Annotated in this window: 18 protein-coding genes; 7 read left to right on the top strand and 11 right to left on the bottom strand. The window is 66.9% G+C overall.

Translation table 11 applies throughout. The annotated features are described in order from the left end of the window. Positions 1–13: 13 nt before the first annotated feature. The 4 genes from M3A49_RS14135 (at position 14) to M3A49_RS14120 (ending at position 5,034) form a co-directional block, all read left to right on the top strand. Entirely contained in the window at positions 14–1,261 is a 1,248-nt protein-coding gene (locus M3A49_RS14135) for an efflux RND transporter periplasmic adaptor subunit (RefSeq protein ID WP_266229185.1), read from the top strand. Positions 1,262–1,263: 2 nt separating this feature from the next. Continuing rightward, positions 1,264–2,769, top strand: a complete 1,506-nt coding sequence (locus M3A49_RS14130) for an efflux transporter outer membrane subunit (RefSeq protein WP_266229197.1) — start codon at positions 1,264–1,266, stop codon at positions 2,767–2,769. 139 nt (positions 2,770–2,908) lie between these two features. Continuing rightward, entirely contained in the window at positions 2,909–3,598 is a 690-nt protein-coding gene (locus M3A49_RS14125; RefSeq protein ID WP_028205637.1) for a heavy metal response regulator transcription factor, read from the top strand. After that, positions 3,595–5,034, top strand: coding sequence for a heavy metal sensor histidine kinase (locus M3A49_RS14120; protein WP_266229184.1), 1,440 nt, complete (start codon positions 3,595–3,597; stop codon positions 5,032–5,034). The genes M3A49_RS14125 and M3A49_RS14120 overlap by 4 nt, the downstream gene beginning before the upstream one ends. A 30-nt stretch (positions 5,035–5,064) precedes the next feature. Here M3A49_RS14120 and M3A49_RS14115 read toward each other — a convergent pair whose 3' ends face one another. Then, a complete protein-coding gene (locus M3A49_RS14115) occupies positions 5,065–6,156 on the bottom strand; it encodes an AI-2E family transporter (RefSeq protein ID WP_254357043.1) in 1,092 nt (363 codons plus the stop codon). 105 nt (positions 6,157–6,261) lie between these two features. Beyond that, a complete protein-coding gene (locus M3A49_RS14110) occupies positions 6,262–7,419 on the bottom strand; it encodes a metallophosphoesterase (protein ID WP_254357044.1) in 1,158 nt (385 codons plus the stop codon). 446 nt (positions 7,420–7,865) lie between these two features. On the opposite strand from M3A49_RS14110, the gene M3A49_RS14105 reads away from it, so the two are divergent. Then, on the top strand, positions 7,866–8,201 hold the full coding sequence (locus M3A49_RS14105; RefSeq protein WP_266229183.1) for a hypothetical protein: 336 nt from the start codon (positions 7,866–7,868) through the stop codon (positions 8,199–8,201). A gap of 115 nt (positions 8,202–8,316) precedes the next feature. Next, positions 8,317–8,913: an alpha-ketoglutarate-dependent dioxygenase AlkB family protein gene (locus tag M3A49_RS14100; RefSeq protein WP_266229182.1), complete on the top strand. Its 597-nt coding sequence runs from the start codon at positions 8,317–8,319 to the stop codon at positions 8,911–8,913. Positions 8,914–9,048: 135 nt separating this feature from the next. Here the strand turns inward: M3A49_RS14100 and mdcH are convergent, their stop codons facing one another. From mdcH to M3A49_RS14060, 8 genes are read right to left on the bottom strand one after another with little or no spacing between them, the layout of a single operon-like run. Then, positions 9,049–9,987 carry a malonate decarboxylase subunit epsilon gene (gene mdcH, locus M3A49_RS14095; protein WP_266229181.1) on the bottom strand — a complete coding sequence of 313 codons (939 nt, stop codon included), beginning with the start codon at positions 9,985–9,987 and terminating at the stop codon, positions 9,049–9,051. Beyond that, positions 9,984–10,661 (bottom strand): malonate decarboxylase holo-ACP synthase, encoded by a 678-nt coding sequence (locus tag M3A49_RS14090; protein ID WP_266229180.1) that lies wholly within the window; start codon positions 10,659–10,661, stop codon positions 9,984–9,986. Before M3A49_RS14090 ends, mdcH begins: the two co-directional genes overlap by 4 nt. Beyond that, positions 10,661–11,476, bottom strand: coding sequence for a biotin-independent malonate decarboxylase subunit gamma (gene mdcE, locus M3A49_RS14085; protein ID WP_266229179.1), 816 nt, complete (start codon positions 11,474–11,476; stop codon positions 10,661–10,663). Before mdcE ends, M3A49_RS14090 begins: the two co-directional genes overlap by 1 nt. Continuing rightward, on the bottom strand, positions 11,473–12,354 hold the full coding sequence (locus M3A49_RS14080; RefSeq protein WP_266229178.1) for a biotin-independent malonate decarboxylase subunit beta: 882 nt from the start codon (positions 12,352–12,354) through the stop codon (positions 11,473–11,475). The genes mdcE and M3A49_RS14080 overlap by 4 nt, the downstream gene beginning before the upstream one ends. After that, positions 12,351–12,653 carry a malonate decarboxylase subunit delta gene (locus M3A49_RS14075; protein WP_042265098.1) on the bottom strand — a complete coding sequence of 101 codons (303 nt, stop codon included), beginning with the start codon at positions 12,651–12,653 and terminating at the stop codon, positions 12,351–12,353. Before M3A49_RS14075 ends, M3A49_RS14080 begins: the two co-directional genes overlap by 4 nt. Further along, a complete protein-coding gene (locus tag M3A49_RS14070; protein WP_266229177.1) occupies positions 12,641–13,597 on the bottom strand; it encodes a triphosphoribosyl-dephospho-CoA synthase in 957 nt (318 codons plus the stop codon). Before M3A49_RS14070 ends, M3A49_RS14075 begins: the two co-directional genes overlap by 13 nt. Before the next feature lie 5 nt (positions 13,598–13,602). Beyond that, positions 13,603–15,276 carry a malonate decarboxylase subunit alpha gene (gene mdcA / locus M3A49_RS14065; protein WP_266229176.1) on the bottom strand — a complete coding sequence of 558 codons (1,674 nt, stop codon included), beginning with the start codon at positions 15,274–15,276 and terminating at the stop codon, positions 13,603–13,605. After that, positions 15,260–16,039 carry a GntR family transcriptional regulator gene (locus M3A49_RS14060; RefSeq protein WP_254357052.1) on the bottom strand — a complete coding sequence of 260 codons (780 nt, stop codon included), beginning with the start codon at positions 16,037–16,039 and terminating at the stop codon, positions 15,260–15,262. Before M3A49_RS14060 ends, mdcA begins: the two co-directional genes overlap by 17 nt. A 217-nt stretch (positions 16,040–16,256) precedes the next feature. Here M3A49_RS14060 and M3A49_RS14055 point away from each other — a divergent pair, with 217 nt between their 5' ends. Next, a complete protein-coding gene (locus tag M3A49_RS14055; RefSeq protein WP_266229175.1) occupies positions 16,257–17,558 on the top strand; it encodes an MFS transporter in 1,302 nt (433 codons plus the stop codon). A 21-nt stretch (positions 17,559–17,579) separates the two neighbouring features. Here the strand turns inward: M3A49_RS14055 and M3A49_RS14050 are convergent, their stop codons facing one another. Beyond that, entirely contained in the window at positions 17,580–18,506 is a 927-nt protein-coding gene (locus M3A49_RS14050) for a DMT family transporter (RefSeq protein WP_254357054.1), read from the bottom strand. Between the last annotated feature and the right edge of the window lie 38 nt (positions 18,507–18,544).

Genomic DNA, 18,544 nt, shown 5'->3' with positions numbered 1-18,544 from the left:
TATGGCCGAAGACATGAACGAACCTCACCACCATTCATCTCTCGACATCGCCGTGGGCGGCGAGCAGGGCATGGACCTGCCGGCGCGCGGCCAGGCGGGCAAGCGTGCACGCTTTGTGCTGATCGTGGTCGCGCTGCTGCTGGCTGCGGGCGCCACGCGCACGATCGTGTCGAACCTCATGAACGCCCACCATCTCGCCGACGTCACGAAACAGAACGCGAAGCAGTACGTGAGCGTCGTGCAACCGGTGGCCGCGGGCACGGACGGCCGCATCGTGCTGCCGGGCACGCTGCGCGGCTTTGTCGAAGCGCCGATCTACTCGCGCGCGAACGGCTACGTGCGGCGCTGGTACGCCGATATCGGCGCGCATGTGCAACAAGGGCAGTTGCTAGCCGAGATCGATACGCCCGAGATCGATCAGGAACTCGCCCAGGCGCAGGCGCAGCGCGATCAGGCCGCCTCGACGCTCGCGCTCGCGAAGACCTCGTTCGATCGCGCACAGCAATTGCGCCAGCGCGATGCGGTCTCGCAGCAGGAACTCGACGACCGCCAGGGCGCCTTCAACACGGACCTGGCGAATCTCGCCGCCGCCGACGCGAACGTGCGCCGCCTCACGGAGATGAAGTCGTTCCAGCGCATCGTCGCGCCGATCACGGGCATCATCACGCAGCGCAACGTCGATATCGGCGACCTCGTGAACGCGGGCAACGGCGGGGCGGGTCATGCGCTCTTTTCGATCGCGCAGTCCGACCCGCTGCGCCTCTACCTCGACGTGCCGCAGACCTACGCGCAGCAGGTAGCGGTCGGCCAGCACGTGAGCGTGACCGAGCAGGAGCTGCCGGGCGTCACCTTCGACGGCACCGTCACGCGCACGGCGCAGGCCATCAACGTGGCCACGCGCACGCTGGAGGCCGAAATCTCGCTGCCCAATCACGACGGCAAGCTGCTGCCCGGTGCCTACGTGCAGGCCGCCTTGCAGACCGACGCGAAGGGCTTGCTCACGGTGCCGGGCAACACGCTGCTGTTCCGCTCGGAAGGCCCGCGTCTTGCAGTCGTCGATGCGGATGGCAAGATCAAGCTCAAGGCGGTGGAAATCGCGCAGGACCTGGGGCAGACGCTCGAAATCAGCGGCGGGCTGGCGCCGACCGATCGCGTCGTGCTCAACCCGAGCGACTCGATCGCAGACGGCGACAGCGTCGTCGTGGTCGCGCCGAACAAGACCGAATCGGCGCGCGAGGCCGCCAGGCGGAGCGCGACGTGACGATGCGGCAAAACACGCGGCAACGGCCGCTCGCTTACGTCACGGCGCTCGGCGCGCTCGGTCTCGCAGCTTGCACCGTGGGCCCCGACTATCACGCGCCGCAAACGCAAAGCCCCGCGGCCTGGCGTGTCGATTCCGCCGATTCATACTGGCACGCGGCACAGCCTTCGCATGCACCGCTCGATCCGCAATGGTGGAACGCATTCGACAACGCCGAGCTCGACAGTCTGGAAACCGCGGCGCTCGCTGAGAACCAGACGCTGCGCGTGGCCGCCGCGCACTACGCGCAGGCTCGCGCGACGCTCGCTTCGGTGTCGTCGCAGCAAAGCCCGCAGGTCGGGCTCGACGCCGGCCTCGCGCGCGAGCGCATTTCCGCGAACCGGCCGCTCACGAACTACGCGACGCCCAACACGTCGACCGTGCAGAACCAGGTGAGCGTCGGCGCGACCGTGAGCTACGAGCTGGACCTGTTCGGGCGCATCCGGCGCATGGTGGAGTCGGCGCAGGCGTCGACGCAACAGGCCGGCGACGATCTCGCCAACGCGCGCCTCGTGCTCACCGCCGAACTCGCCACCGACTATTTCGCCATGCGCGAACTCGACAACGAGATCGACGTGGTGAACCGCTCGGCGCAACTGCAGCAAAAGGCCCTCGATTTCGTGACCGCGCAGCACGATCTCGGCGCGGTTTCCGGTCTGGAACTGCTGCAGCAAAAAGCCCAGCTGGCGGCGACGCAAACCCAGGTGCATCTGCTCGAAAACCAGCGGCAGCAGGAGCAGAACGCCATTGCCGTGCTAGTCGGCAAGCCCGCGCCCGAATTCACGATTGCGCAGAAGCTCACGCCGCTGCCGATGCCCGCGCTTCCCACCGGGCTGCCGAGCGAGCTGTTGCAGCGGCGGCCCGACGTGGCCTCGGCCGAGCGCGCGATGGCTGCGGCCAATGCGCAGATCGGCGTGGCGCGCTCCGCGTACTTTCCGGACATCACGCTTTCGCCCACTTTCGGCTGGGAATCGACGCGTTTTGGCGGTCTTTTTTCCGTGCCGAGCCTCATGTGGTCGGTGGGCGCGACGGCCAGCGAGGTGCTGTTCGACGGCGGCAAGCGTGCGGCGGGCGTGGATTTCGCGCAGGCCGGCTACGAGTCAGCCCAGGCGTCTTATCGTCAGACCGTGCTCACCGCGTTCCAGGAGGTGCAAAATGCGGTAACGGGCCTTTCGGTGCTGGAACGCGCCTCGACCGATGGCCAGGCGGCCGTGGACGACGCACGCAAGTCCTTCGATCTCGCCAACGACCGCTATCAGGGCGGGCTCGTCGCGTTCATCGACGTGCTAAACGCGGAGCAGCAGTTGCTTGCCAGCGAGCGCCAGGAAGTGCAGATTCACGGCCAGCAGGTCGCCACGGTGGTCTTTCTCGCGAAGGCGCTGGGCGGCGGCTGGAGCGCCGACGACCGCGAGATGGCCTGCAGCGCGGGCACGTGCCGCGCAGTGCCGAAGGCAGAGGGCAGAAGCTGAGTCGCATGCAAGGACTGAAAGCGGGGCATACAAGAGGGCTTGAGCGGGCCCGGCACCAGGGTATATAAAAGCGCGCAACGGCGGTCACGCGCCGCGTCGGCCGGCAACGCCAGGGCAGCGCGCAAAGAGGAGGGCGGGCATGAAAGTATTGGTAATCGAAGACGAGCGCAAGGTCGTGGACTATTTGCGCAGCGGACTCACGGAGCAGGGCTGGGTCGTGGACGTTGCCATGGACGGCGAGGAAGGCGCGTGGATGGCCACGGAGTACGACTTCGACGTGATCGTGCTCGACGTCATGCTGCCGAAGCTCGACGGCTTCGGCGTGCTGCGCGCCGTGCGCACGAAGAAGGACACGCCGGTCATCATGCTGACGGCGCGCGACCGTGTGGACGACCGTGTGCACGGCCTGCGCGACGGCGCCGACGACTATCTCACGAAGCCGTTCTCGTTCCTCGAACTCGTCGAGCGGCTGCGCGCGCTCACGCGGCGCGCGCGCACGCAGGAGTCCACGCTGATTTCGGTGGGCGATCTGCAGGTGGACCTCATCAGCCGCCGCGCGACGCGCGACGGCGTACGCCTCGATCTCACGGCGAAGGAATTCCAGTTGCTTTCGGTGCTCGCGCGGCGGCGCGGCGAGATTCTCTCCAAGACGCTCATCACCGAGCTGGTCTGGGACGTGAATTTCGAAAGCAACGCGAACGTGGTGGAAACGGCGATCAAGCGGCTGCGCGCCAAGCTCGACGGCCCGCACGCGGCGAAACTGCTGCACACCATACGCGGCATGGGCTACGTGCTCGAAATGCGCGAGGAAGGAGGCCAGACGTCATGAAACGCTCGATCTCGCTGCGGCTTTCGGCGATGTTCGCAGCGGTGTCGCTCATCGTGTTCACGCTCACGGGCGCGGGCCTCTTCTTCCTGATGCAGCGTCAGCTCTTCAACGAGCTGCGCGAAACGCTCGACACGCGCGCGCGCATTGCGAGCCTGATCATTTCGCACGCACCGGACGTGCAGAAGTGGGCCTTCGTGCAGGAAAAGCTGCGCGACCTCTCGCCCGCGGATAGCCGCATGCATTACTACGTCGAAGGCCCGGATCCGCGCTTTCGCTTCGGTACGCCCATCGTCGGCAAGATCACCGGTGACGTGGGCCCGAATCATGTGCTCGTGCGCCCGCCGGGTTGCAGCTACGACATCATCACGACGACCTTTATCGTGCCCGCGAGCGGTGACCGGCCCCAGGTGAAACTCGTGGTCGGCAGCGACTGTGTGCGCACCGAAGGCATGCTGCGGCGCTTTGGCATTGCGCTCGGCGTGCTGATCGCGCTGTCCACCATCGCGGTCGCACTGCTGAGCCGCGCGGTGACGCGCTTCGGACTTGCGCCGCTCACGCGCCTCTCGCGCGAAGCCTCGCAGTTGAGCCCCTCGAACCGGCGCCAGCGGCTGCATGCGGACGAGCTGCCCGAGGAACTGCACGAACTCGCCACGTCGTTCAATGGCGCGCTGGAGCGTCTCGACAAGGCTTACGAGCGCCTCGAGTCGTTCAACGCCGACGTGGCGCACGAGTTGCGCACACCGGTGAGCATCCTGATTGGCCAGACCCAGGTGGCGCTCACGCGCGACCGTTCGGTCGAGCAGCTGCAACAGACGCTGCAATCGAATCTTGAGGAATTCGAACGATTGCGTGTGATCGTGAACGACATGCTGTTCCTCTCGCGCAGCGATCGCGGCGAACGCGCGACGGACCTCACGGAAGTGTCGTTGCGCTCGGAGATCGAACGCATGCTCGATTTTCTGGAAATGCCGCTGGAAGAGGCGCAACTGCGCGTGGAAGTGCAAGGCGACGCGCGTGCATGGGTGAATACGTCGCTGATCGGGCGCGCCGTGAGCAACCTGTTCGTCAACGCGATCCAGCATTCGCAGTCCGGCACGACGCTGCGCGCCACGGTCGCGCCGCAGAACGGTCACGTCGAGATCGCCGTTTCGAATCCCGGCGAGCCGCTCGATCCGGTGACGCGCGAGCATATTTTCGACCGCTTCTACCGCATTCAGGAGGCGCGCTCGAACAGCCACGAAAATCACGGGCTCGGGCTGTCGATCGTCAAGGCCGTGGCGGAAATGCACGGCGGCACGGTGTTCGTGCGCAGCGCAGACGGCGTCAACACGTTCGGGTTTTCGGTGGCCGTGGACGGCGCCGAAGCACCCGAAGCGCCCGTTACCGGTATTGCACGCCAGGGCCGCGCCGGCGTGCCGCTGCACGTTTCGCCCTAGCGCTGAACTAATGCGGCCCGGAAGCTGCGCTTACACGGGCTCGTCTTCCACGGGCGTGCTTTCGTTTTCGATGTAGTGCTGGTCCTTGCGCAGCAAGTCCCAGCAACTGATGAAAAGCGCGGCGACGAGCGGCCCGATCACGAAGCCGTTGATGCCCATGAGCGAAATGCCGCCGAGCGTCGAGATCAGCACGACCCAGTCGGGCAGGCGCGTGTCCTTGCCCACGAGCAGGGGGCGCAGCACGTTGTCCACGGTGCCGATCACGACGGAGCCGAAGATGATCAGCCCGACCCCCTTCGCCACCGCGCCAGTGGAGAGGAAGTAGATCGCAATGGGCCCCCACACTAGCGCCGCGCCCACGGCGGGCAACAGCGAGAGCAGCATCATCACGAAGCCCCACAGCAGCGCGCCCTGAATGCCGAGCACCCAGAGCGCGATACCGCCCAGCCCGCCCTGCACGACCGCCACCGCCACATTGCCCTTCACCGTCGCGCGGATCACCGTCGTGAACTTGCGCATGAGATGCAGTTTGTGCTGCTCGTCGAGCGGAATGGCGTCGCGCACGAGCCGCGAAATTTCGCGGCCGTCGCGCACGAGGAAGAAGAACAGATAGAGCATCACGCCGAAGCTCACCAGAAATTGCAGCGTGTTCTGCCCGACGGAGAGTGCACGCGTGGCCACGAACTGGCTGATCTGCGCGGCGCCCGCAGAAAGGCGCTGCTGCAGCCCCGGCAGATCCATGAGGTTGTAGCCCGCGAGCAGGTTCTGAATCGACTCGGGCATGGCATGGACGATCTGCGTGAAGTACGCGCCGAAGTCGAGGCTGCCGCTGCGCACCTGCTGATACGCCGAGGCGACCTGCTGCACGAGCGTGGCCGTCACTAGTGTGAGCGGAAAGATCACGATGACGAGGCAGATGGTGAGCGTAATGAGCGCGGCGACATTGCGCCGCCGCCCGAGCCGCGCGACGAGCCGGCGCTGCACGGGCTGGAAGATCAATGCGAGTATGGCGCCCCAGAGCACCGTGCTGAAGAACGGCGCGAGGATGAAGCAAAGCGCGATGGACACCGTGAACAGCAGCAAATAGAACGATGTCTGGTGAAGGTGCTTGTTGCCTTCCATGTGCGATGAATTCCGGTTAAAGCTGCCAGGCGGACGAACGGCGGCATCGTCCGATGATACCGGCAAGGCCGAGCGGGCCATCGGGCGCAGCGCGCGCCCAGTGGTTCACTGTGCGCCCACGAGCCGCACGCGCGTGATTTCCGAAGGCGCGCCAAGGCGCTTGGGCGGCCCCCAGTAGCCCGTGCCGCGGCTCGTATAGACCCACAGGCTGCCGAGCTTTTCGAGGCCCGCCGTGAACGGCTGCTGCAGCCGCACGAGAAAATTCCACGGGAAAATCTGGCCGCCGTGCGTGTGGCCGGAGAGTTGCAGCGTGAAGCCCGCGTCGACGGCGGCGTGGGCCGTGCGCGGCTGGTGCGCGAGCAGCACGCGCGTGTTGACGTCGGCGGGCGCGCCGCGCAGCGCTTCGGCCGGATCGCTGCGGTGCGCGGGATCGAACTGGCCGCCCGTGTAGTCGGTCACGCCGGCCAGCACGAGCCGCGCGCCGCCATGCTCGATCACCACATGCTGGTTCATCAGCACCGTGAGGCCGATGCGGCGGAACTCGGCAATCCAGGCGTCTGCGCCCGAATAGTACTCATGGTTGCCGGTCACGAGATACACGCCGTGATGCGCGTTGAGCTTGCCGAGCGGCGCCGTGTGGTCGGCGAGATGCGCCACGCTGCCGTCCACCACGTCGCCCGTGATGGCGACCACGTCGGCGTCGAGCTGGTTCACGGCGCGCACGATGGCATCGACGTAGCCGTGCTTGATCGTCGGCCCGACGTGGATGTCGCTCAGTTGCACGATGGTGAAGCCGTCGAGCGCGGCGGGCAGGCCGCGAATCGGCACCTCGACGTTGCGCACGCGCGCACGCCGCCGCGCGTTGAAGAAGCCGAACCCGGAGGAGAGGAACGCAAGCACGATCACCGCGGCGGCGCTCACGGTGCGCCAGCCGGCGAGATCGATGGCCTTGGGCCAGAGCGCCTCCACTGTCATGGCCGAGGCGAGCACGATGTCGCGCGCGATCGTCAGCATGAGCAGCGACGAGAAGAAGCCCATGGCGAGCATGCCGATCCAGGCGAGGCGGTCGCCGAGCGGCTGGCGCTTGAAGCGCCGCGCAAGCATGCCAGGCGGAATGAACAGCACCGAGAGCACGAGCCACAGCACGGCGAGCCATTTGCCGGCGGCGGCCACGGGCAGGTCGGGAATCAGGCGAAAGCCGACATAAGCATGCAGCAGCACGCCGATGGCAATGAAGCGGACCAGAAACGAGAGTCGGGGCATGGCGGCGCAAACGGATGGGAGCGGACCGACGCGGGTTGGCGCGCCGGGCACGGCGCGCTGCAGCAAAGCCCAGTCGTCGAGGCCCGCTCGGAAACCCGGTGGACGGGGCAGCACAGGTAGGCTGCGTTGCATTTTACCGGCGCAGCAGACTTCGTGCCGCTCGGTGGCGGCGATTTTCGGATGGGGATGCTGCGACGCAGCATGAAGGGGTTGATCGTTCATGCAAGAACATACATGCATGCGTGTATGCATGGGCCTTGATGCTTTATCGCCTACGCGTGTGGCAGTGCGGCATTTCCCTGGATTGCCAGCGCGATCCCACTCGTCGCACTATGTTCTCGTGGGGCCGGGCACACTCTATTAAACGTCCATTGAATCGGCCCCTGCGATGGACTATGCTCGAAACGAGGCCCGCGCGGTTTCGGGCGCTCTGGGGGAGACGGATCATGAAAGGTATCCGGCCGGTCACACATGGGCTGCATGAGGGTCTGCATGGTCGTCACGTCGGGCACGAGGGCAGCCACGTCATGCTGCCGATGGTCGTTCTCTCGATCATGGCCATCGCGCTGTATATCGCGGTCAAGCACATCGATATTCTCGATATTGGCCGAAGTGCGTTATTCGATGTCGTGATGGTGTTCGTCGCGCTCGGTATTGCGGGCATGTTCGGCGTGCTGGGTGCCTGGCTGCGGTCCCGTACCACCGACGAACCCGCCGAAGGCTTCTGCTTCATCGGCGCCCTCATCGGCGCGGCGGTGTTCTACATCGCGCTGCTCACCTGAGTCGTTTGCTTGCAGTGTCGGTTGATTCGCTATCCTGCGGGAAGCGAGGGCGCGCGGCGGCCAGGTCCGCGCCATGCGAAACTGCGTGTTTTCCCGCTCGATTGAAGCACGCTCGATGTTTGATCTTTTCGACGATACGCCTGCCCCCGACGTGGCATGGCATCCGTCATGGCTCGCGCCAGAGGCGGCCGCCGAGGCGCTCGCGCGCATCATCGCCGAGGCCGACTGGCGCCAGGAACGCATCCGTACGCCTGGCGGCTGGGTGGACCAGCCGCGCCTCACGGCCTGGCAGGGCGACCAAGGCGCGGTGTACGTCTATTCGGGCATCCGAAACATCCCGCAGCCGTGGACCCGCCAGGTCGCCGAACTGCGCGACGCCGTCTCGGCGCTTTGCGGCGTGCGCTTCAACAGCGTGCTGCTCAACCGTTACCGCACGGGCACGGACAGCATGGGCTGGCACGCGGACCACGAACCCGAACTCGGCCCCGAGCCGGTGATCGCCTCGCTGAGTCTCGGCGCGACGCGGCGCTTCGACTTGCGCCACAACGCGACGGGCGTGGTGCGTTCTTTCCCGCTGACGAGCGGCAGCCTGCTCGTGATGCAGGGAAAGACCCAGGCGCAATGGCGCCATCGCGTGCCGAAGGAGCCTGCCGTGAGCGGCGAGCGCTTGAATCTCACGTTTCGTCTGGTAACGCCGGGTTTGCGGAAATAGGCGTCGAGAACGCTGCAGATGGGTGATAAATCGCCGATCTTCGACGCGAAGTCTACGCGCGCACGAGCGGCTTTTCGCTAAAAAGCGAATAAGAATTTATGCGCATAAACGCCAAAGTCGGCATTGGCGCGGCGATCAGACGTCCTCGCCGAGCCGGCGCCGCACGATCGCGACGAGACGCTCCAGCGGCAAACCCGAGCCCGCGAGCGCGGTCACCTCGGGATACTGCTCGCGCGCGATGTCCGTGAGCACCTGGCCGGGCGGCGCTTCGACCAGCACGCTTGCGCCCGATTCGATCATGACCGTAAGCGCGTCGTACCAGCGCACTGTGAAGCGCATGTTGGTGGCGAGATCGGCGCGGATGGCGTCGGCGTCGTAGAGCGGCCGGCCGCCGCGATTGTCGACATACACGCTACGCGGCGTACGAAACGGTATGTCGCGTGCCCACTCGGTGAGCGTATCGGCGGCATCGGCCAATAGTTCGCAATGCGAAGGAACGGCCACTGCGAGCCGTTGCGCCTTGCGCGCGCCAGCGGAGAGCGCACGGGCCGCGAAGGCTTCGAGCGCGCCATCGGCGCCGGCTACGACGATCTGGCGCGGCGCGTTGACGTTCGCCACGTACACTCGCTCGCCGCCTTCACCTGCATGCGCATCCGCGAGCGTTTCCACTTGCGTCTCGCTCAGCCCTGCGACGGCCGTGAGGCCATAGCCCGATGGCCACGCGTTTTCCATCAGCTCGGCGCGTTTGCGCACCATGTGCAGCGCGTCGCCAAACGCCAGGGCCTCGCAGTTTACCGCGGCCGCATAAGCGCCCACGGAAAGCCCGGCGCTGAATTGCGGCGCGAGTCCTTCGTGCGCCAATGCTCGCGCAACGGCTACGCCCGCGACCGTGAGGCCGATCTGAACGGCAACCGTGGAGCGCAAGGCGTCGTCGCTATCGAGCGTGAGGACGTCGAAGCCGAGTACCGCCGACGCCTCGTCGAGCGTCGCCCGCACGGGGTCGTGCTGCGGCAGTTTGTGGAGGAAGCCAGCGTTTTGCGCGCCCTGGCCGGGAAAGAGCAGGGCGAGCGTCATGGCGCTTGCCACGGGTCGGCGACAAGCAGTGCGCCGCTGGAAGCGCGCGCCAGCACGCGCGGCGTGTGCGCCGCGAGTTCGGCGAGCGCGACTCCGCCTGCGGGCGTTTCGAGTTGCGCGTCGATGCGTGTGCCGGAGCGGGTGGCGGCTTGCGCGAACGTCTGCGCCAGCGCGTCGATCGCCGCGCGTGAGACGCGCTGCGGCAGGCGAATCAGGATATCGAGATCGCTCGATGCCGTGAGGGTGGGAACGCCCGTGGCGAGTTCGAAACCGGCGCTGCCCGTGGGGCCCCAGACGTAATGGCGCAACGGCGCGGCGCTTGTGCGCAGGGTGGCGAGCGCGATGAACGCGGGCAGTGCGCGGCGTGCGCGAAGCGGATCAACGCCGAGCAGATCCTCCGGAGCGGAAGATGATTCGATATCCTCAGTATTGAGCCAGATGCCGAAACGCTCCGAACGTACGCTGCCGCGCACGCCTACCGCCACGAAACCCGCCGCCGCGCGCGTGCGTCGCACGACCACCCAGGGCGCGCGAGCAAGCGCGGCGCGTACCCAATCCGGCTCGTCGCGTGACGGTGTATGGCGCGCGACGCGCAGCAGGTCGTGCGCGCGCCAGCGCGCGTCGTCCACACGCGGCGTGTCAACGGCAAACGGCGGGGCCGCGCAGACGCGCATCAGCTAGCGTCCCACTGTTGCGCCAGGCGCTTGCGCACCTCGATCGACGCCGCACGCGTACGCTGCGCCGACTCGCCTTGCAGACGATGCGCGAGCCCGCTCGTGTTGCCGCGTGCCTCCCGCACCTTCTGTGCGAGCACATCGCGCACGCGGGCGATCTGCGCAACGCTCGGCGCGTCCGCATCGACGCCTTCGATCAGCTCGTCGAGCAGACCGAGCTTCGCGAACGAAGCCATCGAATACGACATCGGCACGATCTTTTCGCCCAGCTCGTCGAGGTCGTCGACGCTGCGCCGCGTGACGCGTGCTGCCGCTTCCTTGCCCATGGCGTGGACCATCGTGCCGGGCGCGTCGAGCGCGACGATGCGATTGGCCTGATAGCCATGCGCGAGAAACGCGCCCGACATGGCGGGCCCGACGATCAGCGCCACCACGGGATGCCCCGCGAGCCGCGCGCTTGCGTAGGCGTCCACGGCCGAGGCGCAGGCGAGGTGAATGCCGAGCATCTCCTCGCGATAGCCGTAAGCCTGGCTCTTCACGTCGACGATCGCGATGATGGGGCGGCGCTTGCCGCTCGCGGCGTCTTCGGCAATCGCTTCGCGCACGGCCTTCGCGAGACGCCAGCCTTGCTCGAGGCCCACCACATTCTCGCGCGCGCGCGGAAAGCGGTTCGCGGGATCGGGCGCGACGGTGATGAAGCGCGCGGTCTCGTTGTCGAGCGGCGCGTCGGCGTATTGCACGCACGCGCCCTGTGTGTCGGCGCCCGCGAGGGCGCGCAACCAGCGTGCGCCGCGGCTCGTCGTCGTGTCGTTCATGCGTTTTCTCCGCTCAGGTTCAGGGGCGAAGCGGTGAACACCGCACGCATCGTTTCGGGGGTGACGCTGGCGGGATCGATCTGCGCGAGTTTCGCGAGCGTGGCATCCACATCGGCCGAGCGCGGCGTGTGGGGCGCGCCTTGCGAAAACGCCGCGCGCACGGCGGCGCGCACGTCGTCCACGGCGTCTTCGACGAGGGCATCGGCGAAACCCGTTTGCGCGCGCTGCTCGCCGCCGATCAATTGCCACACCTGGCGGCGGTCGCTCGAATCGAGTTCCTCGATGCCGGCTTCCTGCTCGATCACCTCCGGACCATTCATGCCGAGGCGGCCTTGCTTCGTCATCACGAGCGTCGAACACAGGGCCGCCGCGAGCGACATGCCGCCAAAACAACCCACCATGCCCGCGATCACGCCGACCACGTTCACGTGCGCGCGCAACGCGACGATGGCGGCCTGGATCTCCGCAATCACGGCGAGGCCGAGATTGGCCTCCTGCAAGCGCACGCCACCGGTTTCGAACAGGATGACGGGCCGCACGATCTTGCCGCGCTCGCAGTCGGCGAGCGCCAGTTCGAGTGCGGCGGCGATCTTGCTGCCCGACACTTCGCCGATGCTGCCGCCCTGGAATGCCGATTCGATCGCGGCGACGACGGCGGGCTCGCCGTCGATGGTGCCGCGCGCGATCACCGCGCCGTCGTCGGCTTGGCAGACGATGCCCTGCAACGGCAGCCACGGCGATTCGATACGGTCGAACGGCCCGAGCAGTTCGCGAAACGTGCCCGCGTCCAGCACGGCGGCTGCGCGTTCGCGCGCGCTCAATTCAATGAAGCTCTCGCGCAGCAGCGTGGCGGGTGTCAGTTGACGAGTGCTGCTCATGATTGCGCCTCCTGCGCGGCTTCCACGGCTTCCGCGAGCCGTAGCGCCACCACGCCGGGCGTGGCGCCGAAGTCGTTGATCTCGATGAGCGCCGCGCCGTCGTAGCGCGTGAAGAAGCGGTCGAGCACGCTCTTCCAGATGTGGCTATAGCCGTCCACGCTCGTATGCACGACCACGCGCGCCTGCATGTCGCTCGCGGGCTGCAGCAGCACTTCGAGATCGCCCGAGCCCACCACACCCACGTGGGCGCGCGTCGTCACAGCGCGTTGCGCCGGATAGTCGAATGTCAGTTGTTCCATGAAACCGTCCTCCCGCCCATGCGGTGCTGAACCAGTCTGTCGATGAAGAGCGTCGCGGCGAGCAGATCGGCCGCGCCACCCGGCGATGCATTGAGTGCGAGCAGCGCGCGTTCGAGCGCATCGAACGCGGCGCGGCCGGCTTGCGTGGCAAGGCCGCCCGCCTCGCGCACGCGCTGCGCGCCCGTTTGCGCGGCCTCGCGCCCGGCGAACCCCGCGCGATGCAGCAGGCAGGTGTCGTCGAGCGAGGCCATGATCGCGAGCAGGGCGTCCACGCGCGCGTGGGCTTCGTCATGGCCTTGCGCGCGTGCGGCGTGCAGTGCGGGCAGGCCCACGCGCACGACGTGCGGAAAGCCGTCTTGCGCTTCGCTGCGCGCGCCGCCCACGTTGTAGCGCTGACGCACGCGCTCGCCGTTGCTTTGCGCGGGCTGCGCGAGCAGGTCGTCGAAGCGCGCGATCTGCGCGGCCGTTTCGCAGATGTGCGCCGCGTGGGCACACTCGCTGTCGCGGCTTTCGGGCGTATGCACGATCGCCGCGCCCGCCACCAGCAGCCCGACAATCCAGATCGCGCCGCGATGCGCGTTGCTGCCTTGCGTCGCGCGCATCATCGCGGCTTCGCCGGCGCGGCCGATGCGCGCGAGATCGGTGCGCAGCGCCGTGCCGGGCGCGGCGCCGCGCGAAGCGCGCGCGAGCGCTTCGAACGTGGGTTCGAGCGCGTGCGCGGAGCGCTGCATCGTCGCGAGATCGAGATCGTTGTGCGCGCCACTACCGCGCGCGTCCACGAGCGCGGGCTTGGGCGTGAGGCGCGCTTCTTCGATCAGCGCGTCGCGGGCGAAGCGTGCGAGCTGCGCGTCGGAGGAGGGCAGCCGCGAGTCGCCAGCGGACGACACGCGCCGCACGAGACCCGCCGAGCCTTCGGCAAGCACCGTAAAAGGAAGCGTGCGCATCGCGCTTACCAGCTACGGAAGCGGGCGGGCGGTGTGTAAAGCCCGCCGGACCACGTCACCAGGTCGTCGATGCTGCGCGCCGCGAGCAGCGAGCGCTTGGCCTCGCCGCGCAAAATGCCGAGATCCTCGGGGAATTGCACGATGCCGCGGCGGCGCAGTTCGTCGGTTTTTTGCTGCTGCGCGCGCAGGCCGATGGGCGTCACGCCCGCCACGGCCGCGAGCGCGGCGCGGCGCTCGTCGATGCCCTCTGCGCGATGCAGGTGCGCAATGCCCTCTTCGGTCACGACATGGCTCACGTCATCGCCGTAGATCATCACGGGCGCAACGGGCATGCCGCTCTTCTGGCCCACGGCGATGGCGTCGAGTTCATCCACGAAGGTCGGCTCGCCGCCTTTCTTCCAGGTTTCCGCCAGTTGCACCACCAGCTTGTGGCCGCGCGAAACCGGGCCGTTGTCCTTGAGCAGCTTGAGCCACGCTTCGCTCGCATGGCGCCGTCCGCGCGGATCGTGGCCCATGTTCGGCGCGCCGCCAAAGCCCGCGAGCCGGCCGCGCGTGACGGTGGACGAATTCGCGTCCGCGTCGATCTGCAGCGTCGAGCCGATGAAGAGATCCACGGCATATTGCCCTGCGAGCTGGCACAGCACACGGTTCGAGCGCAAGCTGCCGTCGCTGCCGGTGAAGAACACATCGGGCCGCGCGGCGATATAGTCTTCCATGCCCACTTCGCTGCCGAAGCAATGCACGCTTTCCACCCAGCCCGATTCGATGGCGGGAATCAGCGTGGGGTGCGGATTGAGCGTCCAGTTGCGGCAGATCTTGCCCTTCAGGCCGAGTGAATCACCGTAGGTGGGGAGCAGCAATTCGATCGCGGCGGTGTCGAAACCAATCCCGTGATTGAGCGCGGCGATGCCATAGGGCGCATAAATGCCCTTGATGACCATCATCGCGGTGAGCACCTGCAAGTCGCCGATGTGGCGCGGATCGCGCGTAAAGAGCGGCTCGACCGCGAACGGCCGGTCGGCCTGCACGACCACGTCGACCCACGAGCCGGGAATGTCCACGCGCGGCAGTTCATCGACGACTTCGTTGACCTGAACGATCACGATGCCCTGACTGAACGCGGCGGCTTCGGCGATGGTCGGTGTGTCCTCGGTATTCGGGCCGGTGTAGAGATTGCCGTGGCGGTCGGCTTTTTCGGCGCACAGCAGCGCGACCTGGGGAATCAGGTCGACGAACATGCGCGCGTACAGCTCGACATAGGTATGGATCGCGCCCACTTCGAGCTGGCCGTCTTCGAGCAACTGCGCCACGCGCAGGCTCTGCGGCCCAGCGAACGCGAAGTCCACGCGGCGCGCAATGCCGCGCTCGAACAGCGTGAGATGCTCAGGGCGGCTGATGCTCGAGATCAGCAGGTGAACGTTGTTGACCTTGGCCGGATCGGCCTTGGCCAGCGAGCGCGAGAGGAAGTCGGCCTGCTTCTGGTTGTCGCCTTCCAGTGCGACGCGATCGCCGGGGCGGATCAGCAGTTCGAGCGCATCGGTCATGCGCGAGGCGGGCAGGACGCCGTCTTCGAGCCAGCCCGAAACGGCGGTGAGGCGGCGGGCCTTTTCGTCGCGGCGCGTGGTCCACGAACGCGGCGCGAGGTCACGCGAGGTTGGCGTATCAGCTTGAGGCTTCATCGGCAGTTCGGCTCCGTGAGCGGGAAGAGGCGGCGCGTGGCTTTGCGGCGGCAGTGTGCCCCGAAGGCGGCACAGCCGGCAGCGCGGCGCGCTCGGTCAGGAAACGGTAGATAAGTTCGCCGGTGCCGAGCAGGTGCTCGGCCACGAGCTTTTGCGCAGTGGGCATGTCGCCGCGCTTCACGGCGTTGAGAATTTCGGTGTGCTCACTATCGGAATCGCCCTTGTATTCGGGGAAGCCAAATTTCAGGCGCAGATAACGTTCGCCGCGCCGATGGAGCGCGGTGAGCATCTCCATCAACTGCGGGCGGCCGGCGGGCGCATAGAGGCTCATATGAAAGGCCTCGTTGCGCGCGACATAGAGCGACGGATCGCGCTCGCGCTTCGCGGCGGCGGCCAGCGCGGTCACCTCGCGCAGCGTGGCACTCGTGTGATTCGGAATGGCGAGGCCGAGCGCGAGGCTTTCGAGCGCGGAGCGGATCTCGTAGATTTCGCGCGCTTCGTCGGCGGAGAGGGAGGCCACGCTCGCGCCCTTGTTCACCTCGATCTTCGCCCAGCCTTCGCTCGCGAGCTGGCGCAGCGCCTCGCGCACGGGGATGGCGCTGACCGAAAAATGCCGCGCGATCGCGTCCTGGCGCAGCGGCGCATTGGGCGCGAGCTTGCCCTCGACGATCGCGCTGCGCAGGGCGTCGGCGATCATGCGCGAGGTGCTGGTGCGAGGCGCGGCAGCGCCTTCCAGGGGAAAACCATTCGTTGCGTCGCTCATGAGATCAAATATTATATATAAAACGACCAAGGCGAAAGCCTCGAAAACCCGGAACACAGAAACACCAGTTTCACTATAGACGGGTAAGAAGAACGGGGGCTTACAGGGAGTTCCTGAAGGGGGCCGGCACTGCCGCGGCCTGCATTTCCGCGTTTCGCGGCGCGCGTGCGCATCCGGCCGCGCGGGCTGGCGAGGCATCAAAGGAGAGAGGAGCATCATGAATTCGATCACCGAGTCCGCGCGGCGAACCCGCACCAAGACACCGCTCAACCGGTCGCAGATCGCCGGTTTCTGGGGCGCCTGGGCAGGCTGGACGCTCGACGGGATGGACTCGTTCATCTACGCCCTCGTGCTCACCCCCGCGCTCACGGAGTTGTTGCCGCGCTCGGGGTATGAGGCGAGTGCGGCGAACATCGGGCTTGCCGGCTCGATCCTGTTCGCGCTCTTCCTCGTGGGCTGGGGGCTGTCGTTCATCTGGGGGCCGCTCGCGGACCGTTTCGGGCGCACGCGCGTGCTGGCCGGCACCATCTTCATGTTTGCGATCTTCACGGGACTTTCGGCCACCGCGCAGAGCGTGTGGGCGCTCGCCATCTACCGCTTTCTCGCGGGCGTGGGCATAGGCGGGGAGTGGGCGCTCGCGGGCACCTACGTGGCCGAATCGTGGCCCGAAGACCGCCGCAAGATGGGTGCGGGCTATCTGCAGACCGGTTATTACGCGGGCTTCTTCATTGCGGCCGCGCTCAATTACACGGTCGGCGTGCACTTCGGCTGGCGTGCCATGTTCCTCACGGGCGCGGTGCCGGTGGTGGTGGCCATCCTCGTGCTCACGCGTGTGGAGGAACCAGCCACGTGGCAGAAGTCGGAGGCAAGCCATGTGCATCGCGGCCGCCCGCTGCGTGAAATCTTTGGCGACGTCTACCGCCTGCGCACCGTGGTGGCGTGCGCGTTGCTGACCATCGCAATCATCGGGTTGTGGGCAGGTGCGGTTTATGAACCGTCCGCCGTGATCCAGCTGGCGACGAAGGCGGGTGCGAACAAGGCCGAGGCGATCCGCACGGCGTCCATCGCCACGGGCATCCTGTCGATCGGCACGATCCTTGGTTGCCTCGCACTGCCACCCATGGCCGAGCGCATCGGCCGCAAGTGGACGCTCGCCGTCTATTTCACGGGCATGGCCGTGACGATCGCGGCGAGCTTCGGCTGGGCGTTCTACCTGGAGAACGGACTCGTGCCGTTCATCGCGCTGCTCTTCGTGCTGGGCTTCTTTGGCGGCAACTTCGCGCTGTTCAGCCTCTGGTTGCCTGAACAGTTCGAAACGCGTGTGCGCGCAACGGCGTTCGCGTTCTGCACGTCATTTGGCCGCTTCGTGGGTGCGGGCGTGAACTTCCTGCTGGGCGCGGCCGTGCTGCGTATGCACACACTCGGCGTGCCGGTGGCGCTCACGGCGCTGGCCTTCGTTCTCGGGCTCCTGATCATTCCGTTTGCGCCGGAAACGAAGGGTCAAACGCTGCCTTCCTGATCCCGATATGCGGCGCGTTGATTAGCGCCGCGCCTTCACGAGCCTCGGCGGCAACAGGCGCCAGCCGAGATTGACCCCGAGGCTCGCCGCTACGATCAGCGCCATGCCCGCAAGCTGGGGCACGCTCAGCGCCCGACCGTAGACGATCGCATCGACGGCGATCGCGGTGAGCGGATACACGAACAGCAGCACGGCGATCACGGGTGTCGTCAACATCGGCAGCGCGCCGTAGATCAGCACGTACGAAAGCCCCGTGTGCAGCACGCCCATGCCCACGAGCCAGCCCCATTGCGTTGCCGAAATATGCGCGAGTTCTAGCGGCGCGAGAAACGGCGCGATGAGCGGCAGGCACACGGAGCCCACCACGCATTGCGTCAGCGTGAGCAGATGCGGGCGAAAGTTGCGCAGGCTCTTGGCGATCAGCGTGACGCTCGCATAGAGCACCGAGCCGCCCAGCGACTCGCCAATGCCGATCATGTAGCTCGTGCGATCGGCCACGTGGGTTTCCGCGAGCACGCCGGAAGCGAGCACGAGTCCCACGAAGGCAATGCCGATCCAGCCCAGCCGGTCGGCGCCGAGCCGCTCGTGAAAGAGCGCTGCGCCCATCAGCACGACCCAGAACGGCTGCACATGGAACACGACTGTCGAAACGGCAATGCTCGTGCGATGGATCGCGTCGAAGAAGGCGACCCACTGCGTGACCATCAACACGCCTGAAATCAGCGCGAGCGTGAGCGTGCGGCGCGTGAACTGCCGCGGCGAAAGCCAGCCCTTGAACGCGCAATACCCGGCGAGCGCGAGCATGCCGAAAAAGCAGCGGAAGAACACGAGCGTGAGGGCGCCGAGACGCGCCTCCTCGACGAACACGCCGATCGTGCCCATCAGGAGGCCGCCGCCCGCGAGCATGAGGACGCCTTGCTGGCGCTTGCCGTGATGTTCGGATTGCATGGCCGGAACTGGGGAATCGAAAGCGGGTTGGAGACAGC

This window comes from Paraburkholderia sp. CNPSo 3076 (assembly GCF_026343935.1).
Classification (GTDB): Bacteria; Pseudomonadota; Gammaproteobacteria; order Burkholderiales; family Burkholderiaceae; genus Paraburkholderia; species Paraburkholderia nodosa.
Note: the sequence above shows the minus strand (reverse complement) of the source record. Positions and strands in the feature narration are given on the sequence as shown.

Bases quoted from the DNA above. Each gene is read 5' to 3' on its own strand.
- M3A49_RS14135 (WP_266229185.1), top strand. From the start codon at position 14: ATGAACGAACCTCACCACCATTCATCTCTCGACATCGCCGTGGGCGGC.
- M3A49_RS14130 (WP_266229197.1), top strand. From the start codon at position 1,264: ATGCGGCAAAACACGCGGCAACGGCCGCTCGCTTACGTCACGGCGCTC.
- M3A49_RS14125 (WP_028205637.1), top strand. From the start codon at position 2,909: ATGAAAGTATTGGTAATCGAAGACGAGCGCAAGGTCGTGGACTATTTG.
- M3A49_RS14120 (WP_266229184.1), top strand. From the start codon at position 3,595: ATGAAACGCTCGATCTCGCTGCGGCTTTCGGCGATGTTCGCAGCGGTG.
- M3A49_RS14115 (WP_254357043.1), bottom strand. From the start codon at position 6,156: ATGGAAGGCAACAAGCACCTTCACCAGACATCGTTCTATTTGCTGCTG.
- M3A49_RS14110 (WP_254357044.1), bottom strand. From the start codon at position 7,419: ATGCCCCGACTCTCGTTTCTGGTCCGCTTCATTGCCATCGGCGTGCTG.
- M3A49_RS14105 (WP_266229183.1), top strand. From the start codon at position 7,866: ATGAAAGGTATCCGGCCGGTCACACATGGGCTGCATGAGGGTCTGCAT.
- M3A49_RS14100 (WP_266229182.1), top strand. From the start codon at position 8,317: ATGTTTGATCTTTTCGACGATACGCCTGCCCCCGACGTGGCATGGCAT.
- mdcH (WP_266229181.1), bottom strand. From the start codon at position 9,987: ATGACGCTCGCCCTGCTCTTTCCCGGCCAGGGCGCGCAAAACGCTGGC.
- M3A49_RS14090 (WP_266229180.1), bottom strand. From the start codon at position 10,661: ATGCGCGTCTGCGCGGCCCCGCCGTTTGCCGTTGACACGCCGCGTGTG.
- mdcE (WP_266229179.1), bottom strand. From the start codon at position 11,476: ATGAACGACACGACGACGAGCCGCGGCGCACGCTGGTTGCGCGCCCTC.
- M3A49_RS14080 (WP_266229178.1), bottom strand. From the start codon at position 12,354: ATGAGCAGCACTCGTCAACTGACACCCGCCACGCTGCTGCGCGAGAGC.
- M3A49_RS14075 (WP_042265098.1), bottom strand. From the start codon at position 12,653: ATGGAACAACTGACATTCGACTATCCGGCGCAACGCGCTGTGACGACG.
- M3A49_RS14070 (WP_266229177.1), bottom strand. From the start codon at position 13,597: ATGCGCACGCTTCCTTTTACGGTGCTTGCCGAAGGCTCGGCGGGTCTC.
- mdcA (WP_266229176.1), bottom strand. From the start codon at position 15,276: ATGAAGCCTCAAGCTGATACGCCAACCTCGCGTGACCTCGCGCCGCGT.
- M3A49_RS14060 (WP_254357052.1), bottom strand. From the start codon at position 16,039: ATGAGCGACGCAACGAATGGTTTTCCCCTGGAAGGCGCTGCCGCGCCT.
- M3A49_RS14055 (WP_266229175.1), top strand. From the start codon at position 16,257: ATGAATTCGATCACCGAGTCCGCGCGGCGAACCCGCACCAAGACACCG.
- M3A49_RS14050 (WP_254357054.1), bottom strand. From the start codon at position 18,506: ATGCAATCCGAACATCACGGCAAGCGCCAGCAAGGCGTCCTCATGCTC.